At 63.9% G+C, this 24,801-nt stretch carries 21 protein-coding genes and 1 tRNA gene; 10 read left to right on the plus strand and 12 right to left on the minus strand.

Going from position 1 to position 24,801, the window contains the following annotated elements:
• Positions 1–72 precede the first annotated feature (72 nt).
• Entirely contained in the window at positions 73–1,485 is a 1,413-nt protein-coding gene (locus tag ABIA96_RS07210; protein WP_354136325.1) for an MFS transporter, read from the minus strand.
• A 310-nt stretch (positions 1,486–1,795) separates the two neighbouring features.
• Between ABIA96_RS07210 and ABIA96_RS07215 the strand changes: the two genes are divergently transcribed.
• Entirely contained in the window at positions 1,796–3,031 is a 1,236-nt protein-coding gene (locus ABIA96_RS07215) for an LLM class flavin-dependent oxidoreductase (RefSeq protein ID WP_354136326.1), read from the plus strand.
• Between the two features lie 141 nt (positions 3,032–3,172).
• Positions 3,173–4,549 (plus strand): cytochrome P450, encoded by a 1,377-nt coding sequence (locus ABIA96_RS07220; protein WP_354136327.1) that lies wholly within the window; start codon positions 3,173–3,175, stop codon positions 4,547–4,549.
• Positions 4,550–4,763: 214 nt separating this feature from the next.
• Here ABIA96_RS07220 and ABIA96_RS07225 read toward each other — a convergent pair whose 3' ends face one another.
• Positions 4,764–5,603, minus strand: coding sequence for an SDR family NAD(P)-dependent oxidoreductase (locus ABIA96_RS07225; protein ID WP_354136328.1), 840 nt, complete (start codon positions 5,601–5,603; stop codon positions 4,764–4,766).
• A gap of 194 nt (positions 5,604–5,797) precedes the next feature.
• Here ABIA96_RS07225 and ABIA96_RS07230 point away from each other — a divergent pair, with 194 nt between their 5' ends.
• The 5 genes from ABIA96_RS07230 to ABIA96_RS07250 all read left to right on the plus strand — a co-directional run bounded on the left by ABIA96_RS07230 (position 5,798) and on the right by ABIA96_RS07250 (position 13,462).
• Positions 5,798–6,763, plus strand: coding sequence for a sensor histidine kinase (locus tag ABIA96_RS07230; protein ID WP_354136329.1), 966 nt, complete (start codon positions 5,798–5,800; stop codon positions 6,761–6,763).
• Between the two features lie 272 nt (positions 6,764–7,035).
• Positions 7,036–8,772, plus strand: coding sequence for a putative bifunctional diguanylate cyclase/phosphodiesterase (locus tag ABIA96_RS07235; RefSeq protein WP_354136330.1), 1,737 nt, complete (start codon positions 7,036–7,038; stop codon positions 8,770–8,772).
• A gap of 366 nt (positions 8,773–9,138) precedes the next feature.
• The gene (locus tag ABIA96_RS07240) at positions 9,139–12,249 is read left to right on the plus strand and encodes a bifunctional diguanylate cyclase/phosphodiesterase (RefSeq protein ID WP_354136433.1); all 3,111 of its coding nucleotides are present in this window, start codon (positions 9,139–9,141) and stop codon (positions 12,247–12,249) included.
• 1 nt (position 12,250) lies between these two features.
• Positions 12,251–13,318 (plus strand): sensor domain-containing diguanylate cyclase, encoded by a 1,068-nt coding sequence (locus ABIA96_RS07245; RefSeq protein ID WP_354136331.1) that lies wholly within the window; start codon positions 12,251–12,253, stop codon positions 13,316–13,318.
• A 67-nt stretch (positions 13,319–13,385) separates the two neighbouring features.
• Positions 13,386–13,462 (plus strand) — tRNA-Arg (locus tag ABIA96_RS07250).
• 312 nt (positions 13,463–13,774) lie between these two features.
• Here ABIA96_RS07250 and ABIA96_RS07255 read toward each other — a convergent pair.
• From ABIA96_RS07255 to ABIA96_RS07275, 5 genes are all read right to left on the minus strand, one after another.
• Positions 13,775–14,068, minus strand: a complete 294-nt coding sequence (locus tag ABIA96_RS07255) for a hypothetical protein (RefSeq protein WP_354136332.1) — start codon at positions 14,066–14,068, stop codon at positions 13,775–13,777.
• Positions 14,069–14,279: 211 nt separating this feature from the next.
• Positions 14,280–14,969 carry a DNA-3-methyladenine glycosylase I gene (locus ABIA96_RS07260; protein ID WP_354136333.1) on the minus strand — a complete coding sequence of 230 codons (690 nt, stop codon included), beginning with the start codon at positions 14,967–14,969 and terminating at the stop codon, positions 14,280–14,282.
• Positions 14,970–15,060: 91 nt separating this feature from the next.
• Entirely contained in the window at positions 15,061–15,801 is a 741-nt protein-coding gene (locus ABIA96_RS07265; RefSeq protein ID WP_354136334.1) for a di-trans,poly-cis-decaprenylcistransferase, read from the minus strand.
• A 30-nt stretch (positions 15,802–15,831) separates the two neighbouring features.
• A complete protein-coding gene (locus ABIA96_RS07270; protein ID WP_354136335.1) occupies positions 15,832–16,206 on the minus strand; it encodes a transcriptional regulator in 375 nt (124 codons plus the stop codon).
• Positions 16,193–16,810, minus strand: a complete 618-nt coding sequence (locus ABIA96_RS07275) for a hypothetical protein (protein WP_354136336.1) — start codon at positions 16,808–16,810, stop codon at positions 16,193–16,195. Before ABIA96_RS07275 ends, ABIA96_RS07270 begins: the two co-directional genes overlap by 14 nt.
• A 199-nt stretch (positions 16,811–17,009) precedes the next feature.
• On the opposite strand from ABIA96_RS07275, the gene ABIA96_RS07280 reads away from it, so the two are divergent.
• On the plus strand, positions 17,010–18,266 hold the full coding sequence (locus ABIA96_RS07280) for a S1C family serine protease (protein WP_354136337.1): 1,257 nt from the start codon (positions 17,010–17,012) through the stop codon (positions 18,264–18,266).
• A gap of 117 nt (positions 18,267–18,383) precedes the next feature.
• On the opposite strand, the gene ABIA96_RS07285 is transcribed toward ABIA96_RS07280, so the two are convergent.
• From ABIA96_RS07285 to ABIA96_RS07300, 4 genes are all read right to left on the minus strand, one after another.
• Positions 18,384–19,118: a DUF899 domain-containing protein gene (locus ABIA96_RS07285; protein WP_354136338.1), complete on the minus strand. Its 735-nt coding sequence runs from the start codon at positions 19,116–19,118 to the stop codon at positions 18,384–18,386.
• Between the two features lie 21 nt (positions 19,119–19,139).
• Positions 19,140–19,484 (minus strand): SRPBCC family protein, encoded by a 345-nt coding sequence (locus ABIA96_RS07290; RefSeq protein WP_354136339.1) that lies wholly within the window; start codon positions 19,482–19,484, stop codon positions 19,140–19,142.
• On the minus strand, positions 19,484–19,936 hold the full coding sequence (locus ABIA96_RS07295; protein ID WP_354136340.1) for an ArsR/SmtB family transcription factor: 453 nt from the start codon (positions 19,934–19,936) through the stop codon (positions 19,484–19,486). Before ABIA96_RS07295 ends, ABIA96_RS07290 begins: the two co-directional genes overlap by 1 nt.
• 166 nt (positions 19,937–20,102) lie before the next feature.
• Positions 20,103–21,077 (minus strand): Bug family tripartite tricarboxylate transporter substrate binding protein, encoded by a 975-nt coding sequence (locus ABIA96_RS07300; RefSeq protein WP_354136341.1) that lies wholly within the window; start codon positions 21,075–21,077, stop codon positions 20,103–20,105.
• Between the two features lie 159 nt (positions 21,078–21,236).
• Between ABIA96_RS07300 and ABIA96_RS07305 the strand changes: the two genes are divergently transcribed.
• The gene (locus tag ABIA96_RS07305) at positions 21,237–21,656 is read left to right on the plus strand and encodes a VOC family protein (RefSeq protein ID WP_354136342.1); all 420 of its coding nucleotides are present in this window, start codon (positions 21,237–21,239) and stop codon (positions 21,654–21,656) included.
• A 207-nt stretch (positions 21,657–21,863) separates the two neighbouring features.
• Positions 21,864–23,444, plus strand: a complete 1,581-nt coding sequence (locus ABIA96_RS07310) for an ATP-dependent acyl-CoA ligase (protein ID WP_354136343.1) — start codon at positions 21,864–21,866, stop codon at positions 23,442–23,444.
• A gap of 133 nt (positions 23,445–23,577) precedes the next feature.
• Here ABIA96_RS07310 and ABIA96_RS07315 read toward each other — a convergent pair whose 3' ends face one another.
• Positions 23,578–24,672 (minus strand): HD-GYP domain-containing protein, encoded by a 1,095-nt coding sequence (locus ABIA96_RS07315; RefSeq protein WP_354136344.1) that lies wholly within the window; start codon positions 24,670–24,672, stop codon positions 23,578–23,580.
• Positions 24,673–24,801 lie beyond the last annotated feature (129 nt).

Genomic DNA, 24,801 nt, shown 5'->3' on the forward strand with positions numbered 1-24,801 from the left:
GGCCGTGTGCTGTCAACATGCCGGGAATCACGCAAATTCCCGCAGGAATCAGCAGGTATTAACCGCCCTGCCTCAACTTCGTGCAGATGCATGACGCATCCACGTCAGGAATGCGGCGCAGATCATGATTAACGCCGCAAACAGCCCGAGCGAGACGAGAAATCCTGCCCGCGCTGATTGCAACGCCTCGACCGCGAAGAACACCGCGCCGATTGCGGCCACTCCGGCCGCATTTCCGATCTGCGCAACGGTGCCGTACATGCCGGACGCCGAGCCGGCCGCGACGGGTTTGACGGTCGAGAGCACCGCGCCCGAGAGCGGCGCCATCACCATGCCCTGGCCGTAGCCGAAGATGATCATGATCAGCGCGAGTGCGATCGGCGTCGGCGTATCGAGATCATTCGCGAGAAGCGCGAGCGCGGCGAGGCCAACGATCTGAAGCGCGCAGCCTTCGATCAGCACTTTGGTGCCGCGATGCCGCGCCCGCGCACCACTGTGGCGCGACGCCACCACGAAAGCGAGTGCGAGCGGAATGAAGGCGAGGCCGGCTGCGAGCGGCGCGATCCTTAACCCACGCTGCATGAACAGCGTCATCACCAGATAGAACGAGAGGTTGGCGACGAAGAAAAAGAAGGCCGCGCCGAGCCCGCGCAGGAAGGCCGCATCCGCCAGCAGCGTCAGATCGATCAACGGCATGCCGCCGGCGCGCGCGACCGAATGTTCGAGTTGCAGGAACGCCGCCAGGATCACGCCGCCCATCGCCATCGCGATCCACAGCCCCGGTGCCCAGCCGGCATCGTGACCGAACAGCAACGGGCCGATCAGGCACAGCAGCCCCGCGAACAGCACGATGCTGCCCCTGATGTCGAGCCTTGTACCAGCCCGTCGCGGCACCGGCGGCATGATGCGCCAGGCGGCCGCGGCGATCACGACCCCGCAGGGCACGTTGACGAAGAACACCGAGCGCCAGCCGGTGTGGGCGAGGTCGATCGTGACCAGCAGACCGCCGAGCAGAAAGCCCGCAGCGCCCGCGAGCCCGAGCACGATGCCGTAGATGCTAAAGGCGCGACCGCGCGAGTCGTCGGTGAACAGCAAATGCAGGGTCGCCAGCACCTGCGGCACCATCAGCGCTGCGGTCGCGCCCTGCGCCAGCCGCGCGACGATCAGCTCCATGCCGGATTGCGCCAGGCCGCACCACAGAGATGTCACGGTGAAGCCGAGCACGCCGGCCAGGAAGACATTCTTGGTGCCGTGGATATCACCAAGCCGGCCGCCGGTGACGACCAGCGTCGCATAGGCGATCAGATAGATCGCGATGACGGACTCGATCTGCGCCGGCGTCGCGTGCAGGTCGACCGCGATGGTGGGAATGGCGACGTTGACGATGAAGGCGTCGACGCCGAACATGAACTGCGCGGCGACGACGATCGCCAGCACCCACCAGCGGCGCGTCGAATCAACGGGCTTTGTGACGGGTTGATGCATCGGCGCGCGCCCCCTCGGGAATATATTTGCGCGCCAGGCTCGCAGATCGGCGTCATCGGCGCGATTACCTCGGAGGTAGGACCTGCCTCTTTGGCGTCGGACCGTGCTGAACCGCCGTGGTCTTGGACTCTCATGGTGGGGAGCCCGCAAAGCGCAGCGTCTCGGGCCATGCAGGCCGAGCACATCGCGGCAGCGCCTCAACGCATGCCTGCATTCCGTCGTGCGGGACATACGCGCGATTGCGTTCGTGCCATCGGGCACGTAGCCTCACGGCACCAACAAACAGAAAATGACAGCCGGAGAGAACGCCATGGCGCGCCTGAAATTCGGAGCCTTTCTTGCCCCGCATCACCCGATCGGGGAGCATCCGATGCTTCAGTTCCGGCGCGATCTCGACCTGGTCGAGCAGCTCGATGCGCTCGGCTATGACGAGTTCTGGTGCGGCGAGCATCATTCCTCCGGCTGGGAGATGATCGCCTCGCCCGAGATGTTCCTGGCCGCAGCCGGCGAGCGCACCAAGCGGATCAAACTCGGCACCGGCGTGGTGTCGCTGCCCTATCACCATCCCTACAACGTCGCCCAGCGCATGGTGCAGCTCGACCACATGACCGGCGGCCGCGCCATCTTCGGCTCCGGCCCCGGCGCGCTGGCCTCGGACGCGCACACGCTTGGCATCGACCCGATGACACAGCGCGACCGCCAGGACGAGGCAATCGGCGTGATCCGCCGGCTCTTCAACGGCGAGCGCGTCACCGCCAAGAGCGACTGGTTCACCATGAACGACGCCGCGCTTCAGATCCTGCCGTTGCAGGAAGAGATGCCGTTCGTTGTGGCGTCGCAGATCTCGCCGTCGGGCATGACGCTCGCCGGAAAATACGGCATCGGCATCATCTCGCTGGGCTCGATGACGACGCAGGGCCTGATGTCGCTGCAGCAGCAATGGCAGTTTGCCGAGGATGCCGCCAAGAAACACGGCACCAAGGTCAGCCGCGCCGACTGGCGCGTCCTGCTAAGCTTCCACATCGCCGAGAGCCGCGAGCAGGCGCGCAAAGAGGCCGGCGCGGGACTGATGCGCTGGCACAACGAATACAATGTCGGCACGCTGCAGCGGCCTGGCCTCACCGCATTCTCCTCGCCCGACGAGGCCGTGGACAAGACCGCTTTCGTCGAGGGCGCGGCGTCCACCATCGGCACGCCCGACGATCTCGTCGAAACCATCAAGAACGTGATGCAGGTGTCCGGCGGCGTCGGCGCCGTCATCGGCTTCGTGCACGACTGGGCCAATCCGGAAGCCACGCGCCGGAGCTGGGACATGGTCGCGCGCTACGTCGTGCCGGAGATCAACGGCTACATCGATGGCCTCCGTAGGTCGCAAAAGTTCGTGATCGAGAACCGCGCGATCTTCGAACGTGCCGGCCAGGCCGTGATGGCCAAGATCATGCAGAACGAGAAGGCTGCCGAGGCGCTGAAAATGACCGGCCCCGGCCGCGTCGCGATTCCCGCCGTCAACGCGCCGGATCTGCAGAAGGAAGCGGCCAAGCGGTAGGCATCGGCGCTACGCTTGTAACGACGTTCACAAGCAGGATATCTCGGCCTGTGCTATGCTGATCACGATCCGCCTGGCGCAGGCCGTATTGTTGTCGCGGTCGCGCGATCTCTGTTCGGTCAGCCAACCGGAGCCATCGTCATGTCCATGCAGAATGTGGCCACGCCTGCGCTTCAGTACACCGCACCCAAACGCAATGAACTGACGCATATCCCGGGCGACGAAGGCTGGCCGATCGTCGGCATGACCTTCCGGGTGCTCGCCGACCCCAAGGGACATATCGAGAGGAACGGCGCCAAATACGGGCCCGTCTATCGCACCCACATCTTCGGCGAGACCAATGTCGTGCTGCTCGGGCCGGAAGCCAACGAGCTCGTGCTGTTCGATCAGCAGAAGCTGTTTTCGTCGACCCACGGCTGGAATAATGTGCTCGGGCTCTTGTTTCCGCGCGGCTTGATGCTGCTGGATTTCGACGAGCACCGGCTGCATCGCAAGGCCCTTTCGGTCGCGTTCAAGTCCGGGCCGATGAAGTCCTATCTCAGCGACCTCGACCGCGGCATTTCGGCACGGGTGGCGCAGTGGAAGGCCAAGCCCGGCGAGATGCAGCTTTATCCGGCGATGAAGCAACTCACGCTCGATCTTGCGGCAGCGTCTTTCCTCGGCGCCGATATCGGACCGGAGGTCAACGAGATCAACCGCGCCTTCGTCGATATGGTTGCCGCGGCGGTCGCCCCGATCCGCCGTCCCCTGCCCGGCACGCAGATGGCGCGAGGGGTGAAGGGGCGCAAACGTATCATCGCCTATTTCCGTGAGCAGATCCCGCTGCGCCGCGGCAATCACGGCGGCGACGATCTGTTCTCGCAACTCTGCCGCGCCACCCATGAGGACGGTGCGCTGCTGTCCGAGCAGGACATCATCGACCATATGAGCTTTCTGATGATGGCGGCGCACGACACGCTGACCTCGTCGCTGACGTCCTTCATTGGCGAGCTCGCCGCCAATCCGGACTGGCAGACCAAGCTGCGCGCCGAAGTTCTCGCGCTCGGGCTTGCTCCGGGCGCGCCGAGCAGCTTCGACGATCTCGAAAAGATGCCGTTGACGGAGATGGCCTTCAAGGAAGCGCTGCGGATCAAGCCGCCGGTCCCCTCGATGCCGCGCCGCGCGATGCGCGATTTTGCATTCAAGGGCTATACGGTTCCCGCGGGCACGGCTGTCGGCGTCAATCCGCTCTACACGCACCACATGAAGGACATCTGGCCGGAGCCGGATCGCTTCGATCCCCTGCGCTTCACCGAAGAAGCCCAGCGCAACCGTCACCGCTTCGCCTGGGTGCCGTTTGGCGGCGGCGCGCATATGTGCCTTGGCCTGCACTTCGCCTACATGCAGGCGAAATGTTTTGCCCGGCACTTCCTGCAGAATATCGAGGTGTCGTTGGAGCCGGGCTATAAGCCGGACTGGCAGATGTGGCCGATCCCGAAGCCGCGGGATGGGTTGAGGGTAAGGGTGCAGGCGGTTTAGTCACAGTCGTCATTGCGAGCGAAGCGAAGCAATCCAGAGCCTTTCCGCGGAAACATTCTGGATTGCTTCGTCGCTTCGCTTCTCGCAATGACGGAAACCCGGTTTCGTAGGGTGGGCAAAGGCGCATAGCGCCGTGCCCACCAATTTTCGGAACGAAAGATGGTGGGCACGCTTCGCTTTGTTTGCCCACCCTACGGGACCTCCTCCGGAGCTCCTACGCGCCCTGATCGAACGCCTTGCGCAGGGCCGTCAGGCCCTGCTGCTGCTGGCTCCAGTTGCGGCCGCCGGTGATGGCGCCGTCGATGACGAGATCGTGGCCGTTGATGAAGCTGGATTCGTCGCTCGCCAAAAACACCGCGGCGTTGGCGATATCGTCGGGAATGCCGGCGCGCGGAATCGGCTGCGCGGTCTTGTAGACATCGCGCATCACCGCCGGCGTCTTCTCGGCAGCTTCCGTCGATAGTCCCAGCGCCTTGCCAAAAATGCCGGTCGCGATCGCGCCGGGCGAGATCGAGTTGACGCGCACATTGGACTCGCCGAGCTCCATCGCCACGCATTTGGTGAGATGGATGACCGCCGCCTTGGCCGCGCCATACACGATCGAGGAGGAGAAGCCGGCAAGGCGGCCGGCGATGCTGCCATTGTTGATGATGCTGCCGGACCCCTGTTTCTTCATATAGGGCGCGGCGTGCTTCATGCCGAGCATGACGCTGCGGACCAGGGTCGCCATCGCGGCGTCGAAACGCTCGACCTCGAGGCCCTCGATGCCGCCGGTCTGCGCCGGGCCGCCGGCATTGTTGAAGAGGCAGTCGATCCGGCCGAATTTTTCCACCGCGAGCGCGATCAGCGCCTGCATCTGCGCTTCGACGGTCACATCCGTCTGGCGGAAAACGCAGGCAACGCCGAGCTGTTTTGCCAGCGCCTCGCCTTCCGGCATACGGCGGCCCGCGATCACAATTTTGGCACCTTCGGCAACGAAGACTTCCGCGGTACGCAATCCGATCCCGCTCGTCGCACCCGTGATCACCGCAACCTTACCGTCAAGCCTGCCCATGGAATGTCCCTGTTTTCGAATGATTTGAAGCCAAATGGCGGACACCGATCGATGACGTCACCACGACAATCGGCGCCGCATTCACTATCCCCGCCGGCTCCCGGCAAGGCAAGCTTTGCTTGCGCATGCGAGATGCGTAACATCATGGCGATGGAAGTCCGAAAATCGAGAGACGGGCCGCAACCGGGCTACGCATGGGGAAGCTGATCGACGAATTCCGCAAGGGCTGGCAGGGCGTGGCGCCGCCAACGCTCGGCCTGAGCATTGCGTTTGCCGTGACCTGCGTGCTGATCGCGACCTTGGCGCGCTGGGGACTCGCGCATGTGCGTCCCGACGTCTACTTCACACCGTACTTCCCGGCGGTGTTCTTTGCAGCCGCCTTCGGGGGCCTTCGGATCGGCGTCGTGACGGCACTGGTCGGCGGCGTGCTCGGCGTCGTCGTGAATTTCGACCATGCGTTTGCCGATCGCGCGCGGTTCGCCCTGCTGACGCTTTATTGGGGCGTCTCCGCGCTGACCATCTGGGGTGTCGAGCATTATCGCACGATGCTGACGGAGCAGCGCCGGATCTCCAAGCGCCTGATCGAGGAGGAAGACTATCGCAAGGTCCTGGTCGACGAGCTCCAGCACCGGCTGAAGAACAAGCTGTCGACGGTACACGCCGTGCTGCACCAGGTGCTGCACGACGAGCCACAGGTCTGGGCCCGCATCGACCCGCGGCTGCGCTCGCTGGCGGCCACTGACGATTTGATCGCACGGGTCGACAAGGCCGGCTGCGACATTCGCGATCTCCTGATCTCCGAGCTCGGCCCTTACGGCCATGTCCGCTTCACACTCAACGGCGACCGGCTGTTTCTGCCGCCAAAGCTTGCGGTGACGCTGTCATTGATGTTTCACGAACTCGCCACTAACGCCGGCAAATACGGCGCGTTTTCCTCGCCTCGCGGATTGCTGCAGGTGTCGTGGACCTTGAGCGACGATCGATTGACCATCACTTGGGATGAAACCGAGGGACCGACCGTTGGCGACATCTCCGAGCCCGGCTTCGGCACCAAGCTGCTGAAGTCGGCGCTGTCAGCCTTCGACGGCAAGACCGAGGTCTCTTATTTGAAGACCGGGCTGCATTGCACCATGCAATGTCGCATTCCCAAAAGTGAGTGAGGATCGCCTCTCCCCAGCAGCGAGAGGTGTCCACCATCGCTCGCGCCGATTCAATCACGACCCAAACGAAAGATAGCCGCGCGCTACGCTCTCCCTTTTGCAGGCGCTGTTGACCTTCCGTTAATGACGATCGGCGGCGCACCTCGCAACGCCACAAGTTTCCCCCAAAACACCCCCGTATTTCTGCGGACCCCTTAACCAAACCTAAGAGGGAACTGCGCATGATCGCGCTCATTGCAAAGGCGCGCTGAAACAACAAGATTCATGACTCTATGAACGACAATGCATATAGCGGCGCGAATGAAGCCGAACTCGGATTTCTCAAGGAAATCGTTAGAATGCTGCCTGCCGGCCTGACCGTGCAGGATGCGCAAGGCAAGCTTCTCCTGGTTAACGATGTCGCGGCCGCCCAACTCGGCATGGACGGCAGCCGTCCGTCGCCGGATCTCGCGCAGCGTCGCGAGGCCTGCGAGCGAGCGCTGAAGGCCGGACAGCCGGTCACCTCCGAAGAAGCGCTTCGGGACGGCACCGCACGCCAGGTGCTGCTGACCACCCATCGGCCGGTCCAGTTCGCCGGCCGCGAGCTCCTGATCTCTGCCTCCGCAGACATCACCGAACAGAAGAATTTCGAGGACCAGCTGTTTCGCTCGGCCTATTTCGACGAGTTGACCGGCCTGCCCTCGCGACGCGTGATCGAGCATCGCGCCAACGGCCTGCTGGCGCGCGATCGCGCCGACGAGCGCTTCGCACTGGCTTTTCTCGACGTCGACAATTTCAAGCACATCAACGACTATTACGGCCACCCTGTCGGCGATGCGCTGCTGGTCGAGCTTGCGAAACGGCTCGGGCGCGACCTTCGCGACTCCGATATGTTGTCGCGCATCTCCGGCGACGAATTCCTGCTGCTACTATCGCCGATCCAGAGCCAGGAGGAAGTCGCCGAATTCCTGCAGTCGACGCTGGAGCGGCTGACTGCACCGTTCTTCATCGACAATTCGGAAGTCTTCGCCTCGACGTCCGTCGGCGTCAGCCTCTATCCCGATCACGGCCGCAGCTTCGAGACGCTGCGCCAGAACGCCGACATCGCGATGTACCGCATGAAGAACAATGGCAAAGGCTCGGCCGCCTTCTTCGATTCGAGCATGGAGCGCGAGGCGCTGGCGCGGATGAAGATCGAGCAATCGCTGCGGCTCGCCATTCTCGAGAAGCGCTTCTGCTGCGCCTTCCAGTCCAAGGTCGACATCCGCACCCAGGAGGTGAAGGGCATCGAGGCGCTGGTGCGCCTGCGCGACGATGAGGGCGTGATCCAGGCGCCGGGCTCGTTCATTAATCTGGCGAGCGAGCTCGGGCTGATCGATGAGCTGACCCATCTCGTGCTGGCCGAGATCATCAAGTCGATCGACCTGATCAACGACACCTTCGGTGCGGAAGCGACCATCAGCATCAACGTCGCCGCCAAGCAGGCTGGAAAGCCCGAATTCATGCGCAGTTTCGCGCAGGCGCTGGAGGATACCGGCTTTCCGGAGCGCTTCATGATCGAGGTGACGGAAGACGCCTTCGTCGCCAAGGATCATTTCCAGACGGAGATCCTGCCGATGTTCCGCAAGCTCGGAATCGGCATCTCCATCGACGATTTCGGTACCGGCTATTCCTCGCTCTCCGCGCTCGCCGACATCACCGCCGACGAGATCAAGATCGACCGCTCCTTCATCACCGACATCCATAAGCGCCCGCGCAGCCAGGGCATTCTGCGCGCGATCGAATCCTTGAGCGAAGCACTCGGCATGACGGTGATCGCCGAAGGCCTCGAATCCTACGAGGAGCTCGCTTATCTCCAGGCCGCGACCAAGATCCGTTACGCGCAGGGCTATTATTTCGCCCGCCCGATCTTCCTGGAGGAGCTGAAGCTCGCCACCCCCGCCTCGAGCGAGTCCCGCGCCAACGTCTCCGCGCGCCCGATGCAGCAGAACCGCCAGGGCTATTCGCGGGCGAACGGGTATCGGCGGTAAGAACCCTCTTCGATCAGTGCGATCAGCTGTAGCCCCATCATCCCTGCGCAATCGCGAAGCCATTGTCGCTGGAGGTCCGAGCCATGCGGCGCATCCTTGCCCACAACGACCTGCAATCGCTGACGGTGGTTGGGCGGCTGCGTGATGGCCGCGGCGACAACAGCGCGGGCGCCTCGCATTAAGCTTCGATTAACGCTGCAGCGCAGCGCGCCGTGAGGGCGACGTACAACCGTGGCGTGACGCTCCGCGGCTCCCGCGTGGGTGGATATCCGTATTAATCCGCAACCGGTTTAAGCCACGGGTAACCGGCTTTCCTAAGCATTGCGCCATCTGTCCATAGTATTTCTGTTCCTCCAGGGGAGAGGAATGCGCCAGGTTTTTTCAGGGATGGCAGCTGCGATGTTCCTGGCCGCGAAGGGCGGCCGGGACGCTGCCCTGCGGCGCGGCCCCGTGCTGTGGCTGACACTCTCGGGCGCCTTGCTGGTTGCCGGCATCTTCGCCGTGACCGCAATGGCTGTCGGCGAGTTTCGCGAGCGCACGCTGACCAACCGCGAGCGCGAGCTGGAAAACACGGTGCAGCTGATCGCGCGGCACTTCGATCAGCAGTTTGAAGATTCCGACGTCATCGCTGCCGATCTGATCGGGCAGATGCACCTGCCGGAGATCACATCGCCGCAGATGTTCCGCGAGCGCATGTCGGGACCTGAGGCCGGCCGGATGCTGAGAGGCAAGATCAGCGCCGTCTCCTATCTCGGCGATATCGCGATTTACGATGCCGACGGCGACCTGATCTCATGGTCGGGCGCCCAGCCGCTGCCCAAGATCAACGTCTCCTCGCGGGCCTATTTCCAGACCTTCAAATCGAACCCGATGTCGGAGCCGGTGCTGCTGGAATCCGTGCGCAGCTTCCTGATCGGCAAATGGACCACGATCGTGGCGCGCCGGCTGAGCCTGCCGGATGGCACCTTCGTCGGCGCGATGGTGCGGCGGATCGATCCCGACAGCTATCGACATTATTTCGCCTCGGTCGCGCTGGCCGAAGGCGCCGCCATCTCGCTGTACGACCGCGAAGGCGTGATGCTGGCGCGCTACCCGAATGTCGAATCGATGATCGGGATCAGCTACAAGAGCGCACCGCTGATCCAGAAGGTTCTGACTCGCGGCGGCCAGCACACGCTTCGCGTCAAGAGCCCGGTCGACGGCGAGGAGAAGCTCGGCTCGGCTGCGTCGCTGACGCATTTCCCGCTGGTCATCGTGGCCACCAATACCATGTCGTCCGCGCTTGCCGACTGGCGGCAGCAGACCGGCTTCATGGTCACCACCGCGACGCTTTCGGCGGCCGTGATCGCGCTGATCCTCTTCATGATCGTCCGGCAGATCAACCGGCAGAACCGCGAGGCCCAGCAACGGCTGGAGGCGGAGCGGCAGCGGCTCGACACCGCCCTCAACAATATGTCGCAAGGGTTGATCCTGTACGACGCCGGCGGATACATCGTTACCTGCAATCGCCGCTATGCCGACATGTTCGGTCTCTCCCACGACGTCATCAAGCCCGGCTGTCACATCACCGGGGCGATGGCCCATCGCAAGGAGCGCAATGCGTTCAGCGGCGACGTAGAGGCGTTTTGCGCCGACGTCATGAGGGGCGTCGCCGAGGGCAAGGTCACCACGAAAACGCATCAATTGCCCAACGGCCGCGCCTTCCAGGTCATCAACACACCGCTGGCGCAGGGCGGATGGGTGGCGACGATCGAGGAGATCACCGAGCGGCTCAATCTGGAGCAGGAGCGCGACCGCAACTACACGTTCCTCCGCGAGATCATCGATCACATCCCGTCGCAGATCACGGTGAAGGACGCCCGGACACGGCAATATCTGCTGATCAACCGCACCGCTGCAGAGCAATTCGGCCAATCGCGAGATGCCGTCGTTGGCAAGACACCCCTGGACATCTACCCGGGCGACACCGCCAGGCTTGTCAACGAGGACGATAGCAAGGCACTGCAGACGACCGAGGGATTGTCCAAGGACGAGCACCCCTGGCCGAGCCAGACCATGGGACTGCGCTACATCACGTCGACCCGGATCGGCATCCGCGACTCCTCAGGCGAGCCGCGCTACCTCATCAATGTCGTCGAGGATGTCACCGAGCGGCGGCGCGCCCATGACAAGATCGCGCATATGGCGCACTACGACGCGCTGACCGACCTGCCGAATCGCACGCTGTTCCGCGAGCAGATCGAGCGTGAGTTGGCGAAGGTCGCGGACGGCGCGCGGTTCGCGCTGCTCTACATCGACGTCGACGAATTCAAGGGCATCAACGATTCGCTCGGCCACCATGTCGGCGACGAGTTGCTGAAGGCGATCGCGGGCCGCATCCGGGCCTGCCTCAGGCCCGGCGATTTGATCGCGCGGCTCGGCGGCGACGAGTTTGCCGTGATCCAGAGTGGAATCGAATCGTCAGCCGACGTGCTGTCCTTCGTGACGCGGCTCCATGAAGCGATCCGCCGCCCCTATCATTGCTTCGGCCATCAGCTCTCTACCGACGCCAGCATCGGCATCGCGCTGGCGCCGCAGGACGGCGCCGATCTCGATCAGCTCATCAAGAATGCCGACCTCGCAATGTACGGCGCCAAGGCGGAAGGCCGGCGCACTTACCGCTTCTTCGTGCCGGAGATGGATGCGAGCGCCAAAGCCCGCCTCACCATGGAGCAGGATTTGCGGCAGGCACTGGTGCATGGCGGCTTCGAGATCCATTACCAGCCTCTGGTCAATCTGCACTCGGGCGAGGTGTCCGGCTGCGAAGCGCTGCTGCGCTGGCGCCATCCCGAACGCGGCATGATCTCGCCAGCCGAATTCATTCCGATCGCCGAAGACACCGGCCTGATCAGCGAGCTCGGCGACTGGGTGTTGCGCACGGCCTGCAACGAGGCCGCGACCTGGCCCGCCCATGTGCGCATCGCCGTCAACGTCTCGCCGGTGCAGCTGAAATGCGACACGCTGGCGCTGCGGATCGCGGGCGCGCTGGCAGCCTCCGGGCTCGAGCCGCGGCGGCTCGAGCTCGAGATCACCGAGGCCGTGCTGATCCGAGACGACGAGGCGGCACTCTCGATCCTGCACCAGCTTCGCTCGATCGGCGTGCGCATCGCGCTCGACGATTTCGGCACCGGCTATTCTTCGCTGAGCTATCTGAAGCGCTTCCCGTTCGACAAGATCAAGATCGACCGCTGCTTCGTCGCCGACATCGCCGACGCCGGCGGATCGCCCGTGATCGTGCAGGCGGTGGTGAACATCGCCGCCGCCAGCAACATGACCACGGTCGCCGAAGGCGTCGAGACCGAGGCCCAGCGCGAGATGCTGCGCGCGCTCGGCTGCACGGAGATGCAGGGCTATCTGTTCAGCAAGCCGAAGCCGGCGGCCGAGGTGCGCGAGCTGTTCGGCCCGGGCGACGCCGAGCCCGTGGCGGCGGTAGCCTGAGATGGCAAAACTCATCAAGGCTCCTGCCAAAGCCGTCGACGTAGCGGATTCCTACGCGGTGCGGCTGATGCAGCACCTGGTGGTGCCGACCTTCGTGATCGATCCGAAGCGGCGCGTCGTGATCTGGAACAAGGCGTGCGAGCGGCTGACCGGGGTCGCTGCCTCCGAGGTGATCGGCACCAATAAGCACTGGCAGGCCTTCTACGAGACCAGGCGCCCGTGCCTCGCTGACCTCGTTGCGCTCGACCAGCCCGAGCGGCTGCCGGAGTTTTATTCCGAATACGCCGCGCGCGGCCACAACGGGCTCGGCTTCAGCGCGGAGAACTGGTGCGTGATGCCGAAGCTCGGCAGCCAGCTCTATCTTGCGATCGATGCGGGTCCCATCCATGACGAGGCCGGCAATCTGATCGCCGTGGTGGAGACGCTGCGCGACCTCACCGACCAGAAACGCGCCGAGATGGCGTTGAAGGAGCTCGCCACCAAGGACGGGCTGACCGGGCTGTCGAACCGCCGCTCGTTCGACCAGATGCTGATGACCGAATGGGCGCGCGCGCAGCGGACGCAGAAGCCGCTGGCGCTGTTGTTCGTCGACGTCGATCATTTCAAGCTGTTCAACGACGAGCACGGCCACCAGTCCGGCGACGAATGCCTGCGCGCGGTCGCGGGCGTCGTCAGCCGCCACGCGGTGCGCCCGCTCGACCTGGCCAGCCGCTATGGCGGCGAGGAATTTGCGCTGATCCTGCCCGACATGAGCTGCGACGAGGCCTGCGCCATCGCCGAGGAAATCCGCGGCGCTGTGATGGCCTTGGCGATCGCCCATGGCGCCCACGGGGCCGGCAACCACGTCACTCTCAGTGTCGGCGTCGCCAGCCACATCCCCGGCGAGGCCGACGGCGCCCCCGACCGGCTGCTGGGCGCGGCCGATCAGGCGCTCTATGCCGCCAAACGGCTCGGCCGCAACCGCGTGGTCTGCTCCGAGCGAATACTGGCCGAATTCGCAGGCCTCGGCCGGGACACTATGCCGGCTGGTGGTCAGGTTCCTGGCCCAACCCCTCGCAAATCGGCCTAAAGCGCAACGATTGTCGGAGCGAGACCGGTTGCCCACCCCTCGCCAATCGGCTAAATGAGGCCTCGCTGCACCCGTAGCTCAGCTGGATAGAGCGTTGCCCTCCGAAGGCAAAGGTCACACGTTCGAATCGTGTCGGGTGCGCCATTTCATCCACCACAGCACTGACCTTTTGACCGGCATCGCGCGCCGTCGCCGTCGTGACCGCCGGCGTCACCGCACCGTCCCCGGGCGGGCCGATCAGGCAGGCGAAGCGGTCACGCCGGGTGGGTGACCGCCAGAGATTGCGCCCGAGCGCTGCCCATTCGTGAAACGCATTGACGACCGGATTGTTGGAGCGCAGCGGCTTCACCAGGCCGTAATTGCAAGGCAGGTCGTCGCGCTCTGCGACGAAGGTGCCGAACATCCGGTCAACTGCGATCCGGACGGGGGCCGTACGCGGCCCTCGTCCTCGCGGTCTCAGTGCCTGACATGTTCGAACACCACGATCACGCCGGTCGGCTCGGGGTCGTGCGCCATCAGGCGCGTCAGATCCGCATCGCTCCAGTCGGCGAGACTCACGACTTCACCGGTCTCGCGCTCCGCGCCGAGCGACGGGGTCGGCTCGAGGACTTTCAATCCCATCTCGTCGACGAAGAAGGTGTGCTCCCCGAACATGCTGTTGAGCTGGGGCATGGCGGGATGCTCGTCGGGCAGCACCTGGGCGCCGAGCTGGTTGACGGTCTGTTTCACCTGTTCGGATGTGAGCTTCATGAGCTGCTCCGTTCTGTCATTCGAGTTTCATGGCTTGAACCAGGGTTTGGCTGGAGCGCATGTTCCCTGCGCCTGTGTTGCCTGGCTCAAATTCCCGAACGGGTGCTGCGCACAAATGTTCCTGCCAAATGAATTTCGTGATCGCGCGCTGCATCTGCCGCGCAGACGGCGCGAGATCGCCACACGATGTCCACGATCTGATCGATAAGCGCTAGTGCTCGCTCCGGTTTTCGCCGACCGAGAGCGCGCAGATGCGTGACAGATATGTGTAGGGCAGGCCCGTCTCCTCGGCCCACGCGTTGAACTGCGCCTGCACTCGTGCGAGATCGCCCTTCGACTTGACCTCTTCGGCGATGTCGAGGCCGGCATCGCGCAGACAGGCGACGACGTCCTTCGACGTGACGAAACCGTCCCAGCCGACAAAGCGCAGCAGCATCTGTCCGGTGTTGCCGCCCAGCCGGCTGCCCCGCTTGATGAGGAGGTCGAGCAGGCCGATCTCGTTGGACGGCGGCCATTTCGCCAAAAACTTGCCGAAGCTACCGTGCTCTTTCGCGATCTCCTGCACGAAGGCGGCGTTCTCGCGCACCGACATGATTTTGGCACCATTGCGCACGATCCGCGCGTCGCGCATCAGGGCTTCCCAATAGTCCTCGGGCTGGAACGAGAGCTTGGCCGGCTGGAAGTGCAGGAAGGCGTCTTCAAAACCGTTCCACTTCGCATCAATCACGCTCCAGGCAAAGCCCGCGCAAAATACTCGCCTGGTCATCTCTGCGAGGATACGATCGTCGCCGAGTTTTGCGAGACCCTTGAGGTCGGGCTTTTCGGGCATCAGTTTTTCGAGCGCCTTGGGCCCCCCCTTGCGCTTCTCGGCACGGGCACGAATGGTCTTGAAGGAGGTCATGCGATCGCCCGCGTTGAAAGCGCGCCAGGACACAGGGCGTTGTCCCGTGCCACAGGGCGCGTGGAGACCCATGCTGGGCTCCGCCTCAGTGTCATGCCCGAGAGAGAGAAGGCACCTCCTCAGGCATGATTGCCTGAAGGCCGCCGAAGCGTCGCTCGCGGCCATGGAAGGAGGCGAGCGCCGTGGCGAGATCGCCTGCGTCGAATTCGGGCCACATCCGCTCGGTGAAGTGCAGCTCGGCATAGGCGCCTTCCCAGAGCAGGAAGTCCGACAGCCGCTTTTCGCCGGACGTGCGGACGATGAGATCGACGTCGCGCAAGCCTGCCTCGCCGGTGACAAGCTGCGAGAAGGCTTCGCGGGTGAGGCTGGTCAGCGCGGCGGCCTTGGCCGCGGCATTCAGGATGGCATCGCGCGCGGAATAGTCGACGGCGATGCGCAAATGCAGCGTGCTGCCATGTGCGGTGGCAGCCTCCGCACGCGCAATCGCGTTGGCGACGCCGTCCGGCAGGCGGTCGCGGCGGCCAATCACGTTGAGCCGCACGCCGTTCTTCACCAGGCTCTGCACCTCATTGGCGAGATAGAAGCGCAACAGCGTCATCAGGGCTGCGACCTCGGCCTTGGGCCTGCGCCAATTGTCGGTCGAGAACGCGTAGAGCGTCAACGTGCCGATGCCCTGCTTGGGCGACGCTTCGACGATGCGACGGATCGTCTCGACGCCGGCCTCGTGGCCGCGTACGCGCGACAGGCCGCGCCGCGTCGCCCATCGTCCATTACCGTCCATGATGATGCCGACATGAAGCTTCTCGTTGTGGGACGTGATGCCACTTTGCATTGCAAAGTCTCCAGTCAAAAAGGGGGACGATCAGGTCGGGAGAATGCCGAGACGGCCGAGCAATGGCGCCCCGCGGCCGGCCGCTTTGGCGGCGTCGCGCACGAGACGCTCGAGCACGGCGAGATAATCGAGGAAGCGACGGCGGCCGGTTTTGGTCAGACGGCAGGTGGTGTGCGGACGGTTGCCCTCGTAGCCCTTCGTCACCTCGACGAGGCCGGCCTCCTGGAGCACGGCGAGGTGCCGGCTGAGATTGCCGTCAGTGAGGCCACAAAGCTGCTTGAGATCGGCAAACGCAAGCCCCTTCGGATGGGCCATCAGCGAGGTCAGAAGCCCAAGCCTCGCCTTCTCGTGGATCACACGGTCGAGCCCTTCATAGGAGAAAGGCGCGCTGTCAGTCTTCGACATCATTGTCTCCGGACGCGAAATACAGAATGGCCGCCATCACCGATTGGCCGATCACGAAAGGCATTCCCATGGTCCATGGCGAGAGCGTATGGGTCTGGCTCGCCAGCACCACCACCGCGAAGCCCGAGATGAAATACCAGGCTCCGGCGAACGCCACGCTACGCGGCAGCGATCGAACGGACGCGAAAATGCCAAGCGACACCAGGATCTGCCAGAGGCCTGGCAAGAGCCACAGCGTCTCCCCGGCGAACTTCCACATCACCACCGCAAGCAGAACGCCGGCGACGCCCGCGGGCAAGAACTGCTCGACCGCCTGGTGGATCATGGCGTCGGCAAGGCCCGAATGATGACGGCGCGAGCGCGCACGCATCTCGATCCAGATCATCAGACCCGACAACGTCGCCGCGACCAACCAGCCGAGAAAGAAGCCAAGCGGCTCGCCGGTGGGATCGCCAAGCAGCCAGAATTGCAGGATCGCGGTGACAAGCGCAACCGCGCCGGTCGCAGCCATCGTCGCCGGACCGTAGCCGCGAAACGCCGTGCCAGCCGCGATCTGGCTGCGGATCGCCACGATATCGGCCAGCGCCTTGTCGAGATCGCGCATCGGCAACGCCACAACTCCGCTCCACCCACGCTCACGGACCGGCTCACCCAGTCACTTTGTAATGCAAAGTATACCGCCTGACAAAGTAATGGCAAGCCCGAAGTCGTCAGCAAGGGGCGCCGTCCAGCCGAGCAACTGTTGGTTGCGTGGCACCAGTTCGCGCAGATAAGATGCGGCCAAAGCGTTCCGGGGGGAAGCCATGTGGTTGAAGTCGTTTGTCGCTGCGGCTCTGTTGCAGTTGAGCCTTGCCGGACTGGCGCATGGGGCTGGACCGTTCGGCTCCGTCAATGTCGGCAACTGGATCGGCGGCGCCTTCAGCAACGACCAGACCGGCGCCTTCTCCCATTGTGCGGCGACGACGCCCTATGCCAACGGCGTCATCCTCGTCGTGAGCCAGAATGCCGCCGGCACATGGTCGCTCGCCTTTGCGAGTCCCACCTACCACTTCAACAAGGGCGAGAACGCCGCGATCGACGTGACATTTGACGGGCAGGAGCAAGCCAGGCTGTTTGCCACCGCGTACCAGCCCAATATGCTCACCGCCATCATGCCGCTCAATGTTGTGCGTACGTTCCAGAAGGCGAGCCTGATGGTGGCGACAGCCGGCCGCGCCGTTCTGAATTTCGATCTGACCTCGACAGGGCCGGTGATCGCCGCATTGGCCAATTGCGTGACCAAGGTGAAGGCCGTCGGGCTCGACAAGGCCGGCGATTTCGCCAAGGGGGCGGTGAAACCGGCCGCCACGGCAGACAAGCAGGGCTCACCGCCAGCCAGCAAACCCGGCAAAGGGGCCAAAAGCAGCAGCGGCTTTGGCACCGGTTTCGTGGTCAGCACTTACGGGCATATCGTCACCAACAACCACGTGATCGACGGTTGCAGCGAGCTCAAGGGCAATCTCACCGGCGAGGCCGCGATGGTGTTGCGTGTGGTATCGAGCGATGCGAATAACGACCTCGCCCTTTTACAGGCGCCGTCGACGGCGACGTTCAAGGCGTTTGCCCGGATCCGTGACCGCTCGATCCGCTCCGGCGATTCCGTCGTAGCGATCGGCTTTCCGTTCCACGGATTGCTGACCTCGGACTTCACCGTGACGACGGGCATCGTGAGTTCGCTCAGCGGCATGCGCAACGATTCGCGTTTCCTGCAGATCAGTGCGCCCGTTCAGCCGGGAAACAGCGGAGGCCCGCTGTTCGACACGACTGGTCAGGTCGTCGGCGTCGTCACCGGAAAGCTCGATGGATTGCGAGTCGCCGCGGCAACCGGCAGCATCCCCGAAAACATCAACTTCGCCATCAAGACCGGCGCGCTTCGCGACTTCCTCGACAACTCGGTCGTGCCGTATCAGACGGCCGAGCCGAAGGGCGAGCTCAAGACCACCGACATTGCCGCCAACGCGCGTGCCTATACGATGCTGATCTCGTGTCACGGCACGGAGCAAGCGGACGCGAAGAAGTAATGGCAAAAGCCAGTCTCGTAGCCCGAATGGAGCGCTGCGCAATCCGGGTCCGCCACGCGCCTCGCCCCCCCGGATTTCGCTGCGCTCCATCCGGGCTACAAGAATTACATCGCCCCCTCACCCGTGGCAGCACGCGCCCTTCGTCTGCGGCTCGTACTGGTCGCGCAGGCGGACCCAGTCCATCGGATAGGGCAGCCCCTCCTCGTGACGGCCGAGCGGCGTGAGATCGAGATACTGATAGGCGGCGTTCATCATATCGAGACCGCGCGCGAAGCAGGAATAGGTATGAAAGATCTCGCCGGCCTCGTTACGGAAGAACACGCTGATGCCGGGCAGCTCGGGCCCATAGAACGGCGTGGTGCCGAAATTGTATTTCGGGACGCCCTGCTCGATCTGCTCGCGTGTGAACGAGACCTCGTAATCATAGTTGAAGTCGTTGCGGCCTGAAGACACCCAGTCGAAACTCCAGCCCATGCGCTTCTTGAATGCTTCGAGCTTTGCGACTGACGCCAGCGAGATCGCGATCATCGTGGTATCGCGCGCCGCCAGATGCGGCACCATGCGCTCAAAACCATCGGCCCAGAACGAGCAGCTCTTGCAGGCGGCCTCCCAGTCGGGCGCGAACATCACGTGCTGAACGACGAGTTGCGGGCGGTCCTTGAAGAGATCGCCGAGGGTGACCTTTCCGTTCGGGCCATCGAACACATAGCTCTTGTCGACCTTCACCCAGGGCAATGCGCGGCGCTCCTCGGCAAGGCGTTCGCGAGCCTGGCTCAGGTCCTTCTCATGCGCCAGATGGGCTTTGCGAGCCGCGACCCATTGCTCGCGCGAGACGATCTCATGTTGCTGCATGGTATCCTCCTCTAACAGGGATCAAGCAACGAAGGTGTCGAGCTTGTCGAAGAACGAGCTCCAGCCGCGCTGATGGTTGTCGCGCGCGGTCTCGTCGAAGAACTGGGCGTGATGAAAGATCATCAGCGTGCCGGCGCTGTCAGGTTTCAGCGTGATCGTCACCAGCGATTCGCGCTCCGGCGTCGAATGCCAGGCCCAGGTGAAGACCAGCCGCTCGTATGGCACGACCTCGCGGTAGATGCCGCCCGCCTCGAAATATTCGCCGTCGTCGCGAGTGAAGGAGATGCGAAAGCTGCCGCCGCCGCGGACATCGAGCTCGGCGCTCAGCGTCGCCGGCTTCATGTTCGGTGGCCCGAACCATTGCACTAGTTGCTCGGCTTGCGTCCAGGCCGCGAAGACTTTGTCCGGCCGCGCGCGGAGCCGTCGCGTGAGGGTGAGGCTTGGGCCCTCGGTTGCACCTTCGGCGATGTTGGCGGCTGCGTTGACCATGGTTTGTCCTCCACAAAGGCGGCAAGGCGGTCGAAACTCTCGGACCAGAATTGCGCGTAGCGATTGAGCCAGTTCATCGCCTGCTCCATCGGCTGCGCGGTGAGCCGGCAGGAGACCGTGCGCCCGGTCTTCTCGCGCACGATCAGGCCCGCATCCGTGAGCACGTCGAGATGCTTCATGATCGCCGGCAGCGAGATCGAGAACGGCGCTGCCAGCTCGCTCACCGACAGACTGTCCTTTTCGCCGAGCCGCGCGATCAGCGCGCGCCGCGTCGGATCGGACAGCGCCGCAAAGATATGATCGAGCGCCCTGTCCTGATGCTTAACCATAAGGTTTAGTATAGGCGCAAACGCCGATCCGTCAAGCGGAAACCCGCACGACGCTGCGCCGGGTATCGTCGGACTTCGTCGTACCTTTCCAGATCAGGCCGACAGACCACGAAAGAAAAAGCCCCGCCTTTCGGCGGGGCTTCATTCACAGTCATTCCTGAGATCGCTACTCGACCTTGAGGCCGGCGAACTCGACGACCTTCTTCCACTTCGCGGTCTCGGCCGCGATCTCCTGGCCGAACGCCTCGGGCGTCAGCACCAGCGGATCGCCGCCGAGCTCGACCAGGCGCTTGGTCATGTCGGGCTCCTTCATGAGCGTGTTGATCTCGTTGTTGAGCTTGGCGATCATGTCCTTGGGCATGTTCTTCGGCGCGCCCATGCCGAACAGCGCGCTCGCCTCGTAGTCCTTCACGGTCTCGCCGATCGCGGGCACGTCCGGCAATTGCGGCGAACGCTGCGCGGTGGTGACGCCGAGCGCGCGCAGCGAGCCGGAGCGGATGTGCTGGATGATCGACGGCATGTTGTCGAAGATCACCTGCACCTGGCCGCCGAGCATGTCGGTGATCGCGGGGGCGGCGCCGCGATAAGGCACGTGCTGCATCTTGCAGCCAGTCAAGGCCATGAACATCTCGCCGGACAGATGCACCGAGGTGCCGTTGCCGGAGGAGGCCATGTTCACCTTGCCGGGATTGGCCTTCACGTAGTCTATGAACTCGGCGACCGTCTTGGCCGGCACGTCCTTGTTGACGGTCATCACGTTTGGCACGCGCTGGAAGCCGGCGATCGGCGCGATGTCGCGAACGAAGTTGAACTTGAGATTGACGTAGAGCGTGGAGTTGATGAAGTTCGCCGGATTGACCAGCAGCACGGTGTAGCCGTCGGGCTCGGCATTGACGACGGATTCGGTGGCGATGTTGTTGCCGGCGCCCGGCTTGTTCTCGATCACGAATTGCTGGCCGAGCCGCTCTGACAGCCGCTGGCCGATCAGTCGGGCCAGAATGTCGGTGGCGCCCCCCGGCGGATAGCCAACCACGAACTTCACCGGCCGGGACGGATAGTCCGCTGCGAAGGCCTTCGACAACGGGCTGGCTGCAAGGGGAGTGGCTGCGAGCAGGCCCAGCGCGGAACGGCGAGTGATCATCTCAAGGTTTCTCCCAGGTGTTGTTCTTGAAGGGGTGTTGTTCTTCAAATGGCGGTGTTCTTGATCGCCGGATAGCTTGATAGTGGCGTCAGCGGCGTTGTACCAAAGCCCGCCACGCGCGGAAAGTGCGCAGCGTTCATGGCGACCAAAGGATAAGGCATGCCGGTCAAGGTTCAGGCCCTCGATCACCTCGTGATCAACGTCGCCGACGTGGCAATTACCGCCGAGTGGTATCGCAGGATCCTTGGCATGGAAGTCAAGGTGTTCGACCCCGGCGGCGGCAAAGCGCCGCGGACCTCGCTTCAGTTTGGTCAACAGAAGATCAACGTTCGGCCGCGCGACGCCGACAAGGTGGAGTGGTTCACCGCCGACCATCAAACCGCCGGCAGCGAGGATCTCTGCTTCCTCACCACCGCCACGCCGGACGAGGTGGTGGCGCATTTGAAGGCACATGGCGTCGCGATCGAGGAAGGCCCGGTTCTCAAGCAAGGCGCCCGCGGCACGCTGCGCTCGGTCTATTGCCGGGATCCTGATGGCAGTCTGATCGAAATTTCGTCGTACGTGGAGGGCGGTCGGTAGGCCGCGCTGCCAACCTCGCCGTCATTGCGAGGAGCTCGCGACAAAATTGCGGAGCAATTTTGCGCTGATGCGACGAAGCAATCCAGACTGCCCCGGCAGAGACAGCCTGGATTGCTTCGCTGCGCTCGCAATGACGGAGGAGAGAGCAGGAAAACGCAATAATCCAAAGACAGCCGCCATCAAGATGCAGGCTGCATGGGAGGAATCATGTCCATTCAACAGACCGCAGCCGGAATCGTTGGCCCGTTCGACGGGCTCGATGTGCCGTGGCTGCTGAAGATGCGCGCCGGGGTACGGCGAGATCATCCGTTCCTGATCTGGGCACCGTTCGAGGCGCCGGCGCGGCGCTGGAGCTATGGCGAGTTTCACGAGCGGGTCGGCGCACTCGCGGCGGGGCTCGCCAGGCGCGGCGTGAAGCCGGGCGAGTACGTGCTCATTCATCTGGACAATTGCATCGAGGCGCTGCTGGCCTGGTTTGCCTGCGTCGAGTGTGGGGCCATCGCGGTCACCACCAACACGCGTTCGGCCCCGGCGGAGATTGAGTATTTTGCGGATCATTGCGGCGCCGTCGCCGCCATCACGCAACCGGCCCATGCGGAGATCGTCGCGCAGAACTGCCGCAACATTCGCTGGATGGCGGTGACGTCTCACGATGCGGGAGCCGCGCCCGCGCAAGCCGTTTCACGCAGCGACAGCTTTGAATCGCTGTTCGCCGACAGCGCGGACCGTCCCAGGCGCGCGACCGATCCGCTCGCGCCGTGCAGTGTGCAGTACACGTCCGGCACGACATCGCGTCCAAAGGCGGTGCTCTGGACCCACGCCAACGCACTGTGGGGCGCCAGGATCAACGCCGCGCATGAGGATCTTCACGCAAGCGACGTGCACCAGACCTATCTGCCGCTGTTCCACACCAATGCGCTGGCTTATTCCATGCTGGCGGCGCTGTGGGTCGGGGCGACTTGCGTGATCCAGCCGCGCTTCTCCGCGAGCCGGTTCTGGCGCGTCGCGCGCGAGCACGGCTCGACCTGGACCTCGACGATCCCGTTCTGCATGAAAGCGCTGCTCGAGCAGGAGATCCCGCGGGATCACAAATTCCGCCTGTGGGGCACGGCGATCAACGAGCCGCCGGCATTTGCCGCGTTCGGCGTCAAGATCATCGGCTGGTGGGGCATGACCGAGACCATCACCCACGGCATCATCGGCGATGTCGACCAGCCTAACATCCCGATGTCGATCGGCCGCGCGGCGCCGGAATATCAGATCCGCGTCACCGACGATGACGGACGGCCGACCGCGGCCGGCGACACCGGTAATCTCTCGATCAAGGGCATCCCCGGCCTGTCGCTGTTCGCCGAATATCTTCACAACGAGACAGCGACGCGCGAGAGCTTTGACGAGCACGGTTTCTTCATCACCGGCGATCGTGTCACGCTGCTGGAGGACGGCTTCATCAGGTTCGGCGACCGCGCCAAGGACATGCTGAAGGTCGGCGGCGAGAACGTCGCGGCCTCCGAGATCGAGCAGGTGATCGCAATCGTTCCCGGCGTGCGCGAGGCGGCCGTGGTGGCGAAAAAGCATCCGATGCTGGACGAGGTGCCCGTCGTCTTCATCATCCCGCATGGCGGGGTCGCGGGCGCGCCGCCGGATCTGCAGGACAGCGTGATGGCGGCCTGCCGCAAGGGCCTCGCCGATTTCAAGGTGCCGCGCGAGATCAGGCTGGTCGACGACATGCCGCGCTCGACGCTGGAGAAGGTGGCGAAAGCGGAGCTGAGGAAGTTGGTGGGGTGAGGACGGTGCTGCCGAGCGGCACGCTGCCGTAGGGTGGGCAAAGCGAAGCGTGCCCACCAATCGTTTTAAGTAATAGACGGTGGGCACGGCGCTTCGCGCCTTTGCCCACCCTACAGCAGCGGAGGACGTTGGCTCAGAACGACCCCAGCGCCACGGGCCGGAACGCCTGCAACAGCTGCTGGTCGAGCTTGCCGCCCATGCCTTCCATCATCGTGAACGCACGCGAGTGCGTGAACGGCATGCGGTAGGCGCGCTTCTCCACCAGGGCTGCGTAGATATCGACGATCGTCGTCAGCCGCACGATGTCGCTGATCTGGTTCGACGACAGCCCGTTCGGATAGCCGCTGCCGTCGAGGAATTCGTGGTGATGCAGCACGACATCCAGCATCTCCGGCGGGAAGCCGCCCTGGGCTGCGAGCGCGTCATAGCCGCGGCGCGGATGCTGGCGGACCTCGGCCATTTCCTCGTCGGTGAGCTTGCCGGGCTTGTCGAGCAGCACGGAGGGCACGAAGGCCTTGCCGACATCGTGCAGCAGCGCGGCGCGGGTCAGCCGGCGCTGGTCGTCCTCACGCATGCCGAGATGCTGCGCGAAGGACACCGCAAAGCCGGTGACGAAAAGGCAGTGGCGATAGCTGCCGACATGGTGGCAGCCGACGGTGGTGAGCCATTCGCGCAGCGACGAGTGCTTGATCGCCTTCAAAATCTTGCTCTCGGCCGCGATGACGTCGTCGAAGGTCAGGGGCACGCCGAGCGGCAGCTTCTCGAACATCTTCTTCAGCACCGCATGCGCCGCCTCGACGCCGCGGTTGAGCGTCTTGCCGCGGTCAGTCGCGTCATAGGTCGCAGTGTCCGGAAACGCAGCACGGATGCGCTGCAGGATGTCCTCGGGCTGCAGCGGGCGCGAGATGGTGTCGGTGGCCCCCAACGCCCAGGCCTGCATGGTGCCATGATGAAGAGCGTCGGCCAGCACGAACAGCCGCGGCATCGCGCGATAGGCATCGCCGCGCAGCTTGTTGCGCACCCGCTGCACGCTTTCGGGCGAGCGCAGATTGATGTCGACGACGAGGCCGGAGAGTTCGCGCGACGGCTGCTCGGGAATCTCCTGCGTCGAGACCGTCGAGACGTCGCCGACCGCCTTCAGGATGCTGGCGAGCTCGGTGCTGGCGTCGCTGCGGTCGGAGGCGAGCAGAAGCCGGCGTTTGGCGGCGGATTTGGCTGGCGCGTTCATGGCTTCCCCAAAAGCACGGGACTGTATTTGGCGTCAGCCTAGGCCTGATCAGGTTCTCTGGCCCTTAAGAGGCGTGCTCAACGGAACCTGCCGGAATTGCGCGCAATTTTATGGATTGGTGTCCCGCGG

It is taken from the genome of Bradyrhizobium sp. LB11.1 (genome assembly GCF_040549385.1).
In the GTDB taxonomy this organism is placed as follows: Bacteria; Pseudomonadota; Alphaproteobacteria; order Rhizobiales; family Xanthobacteraceae; genus Bradyrhizobium.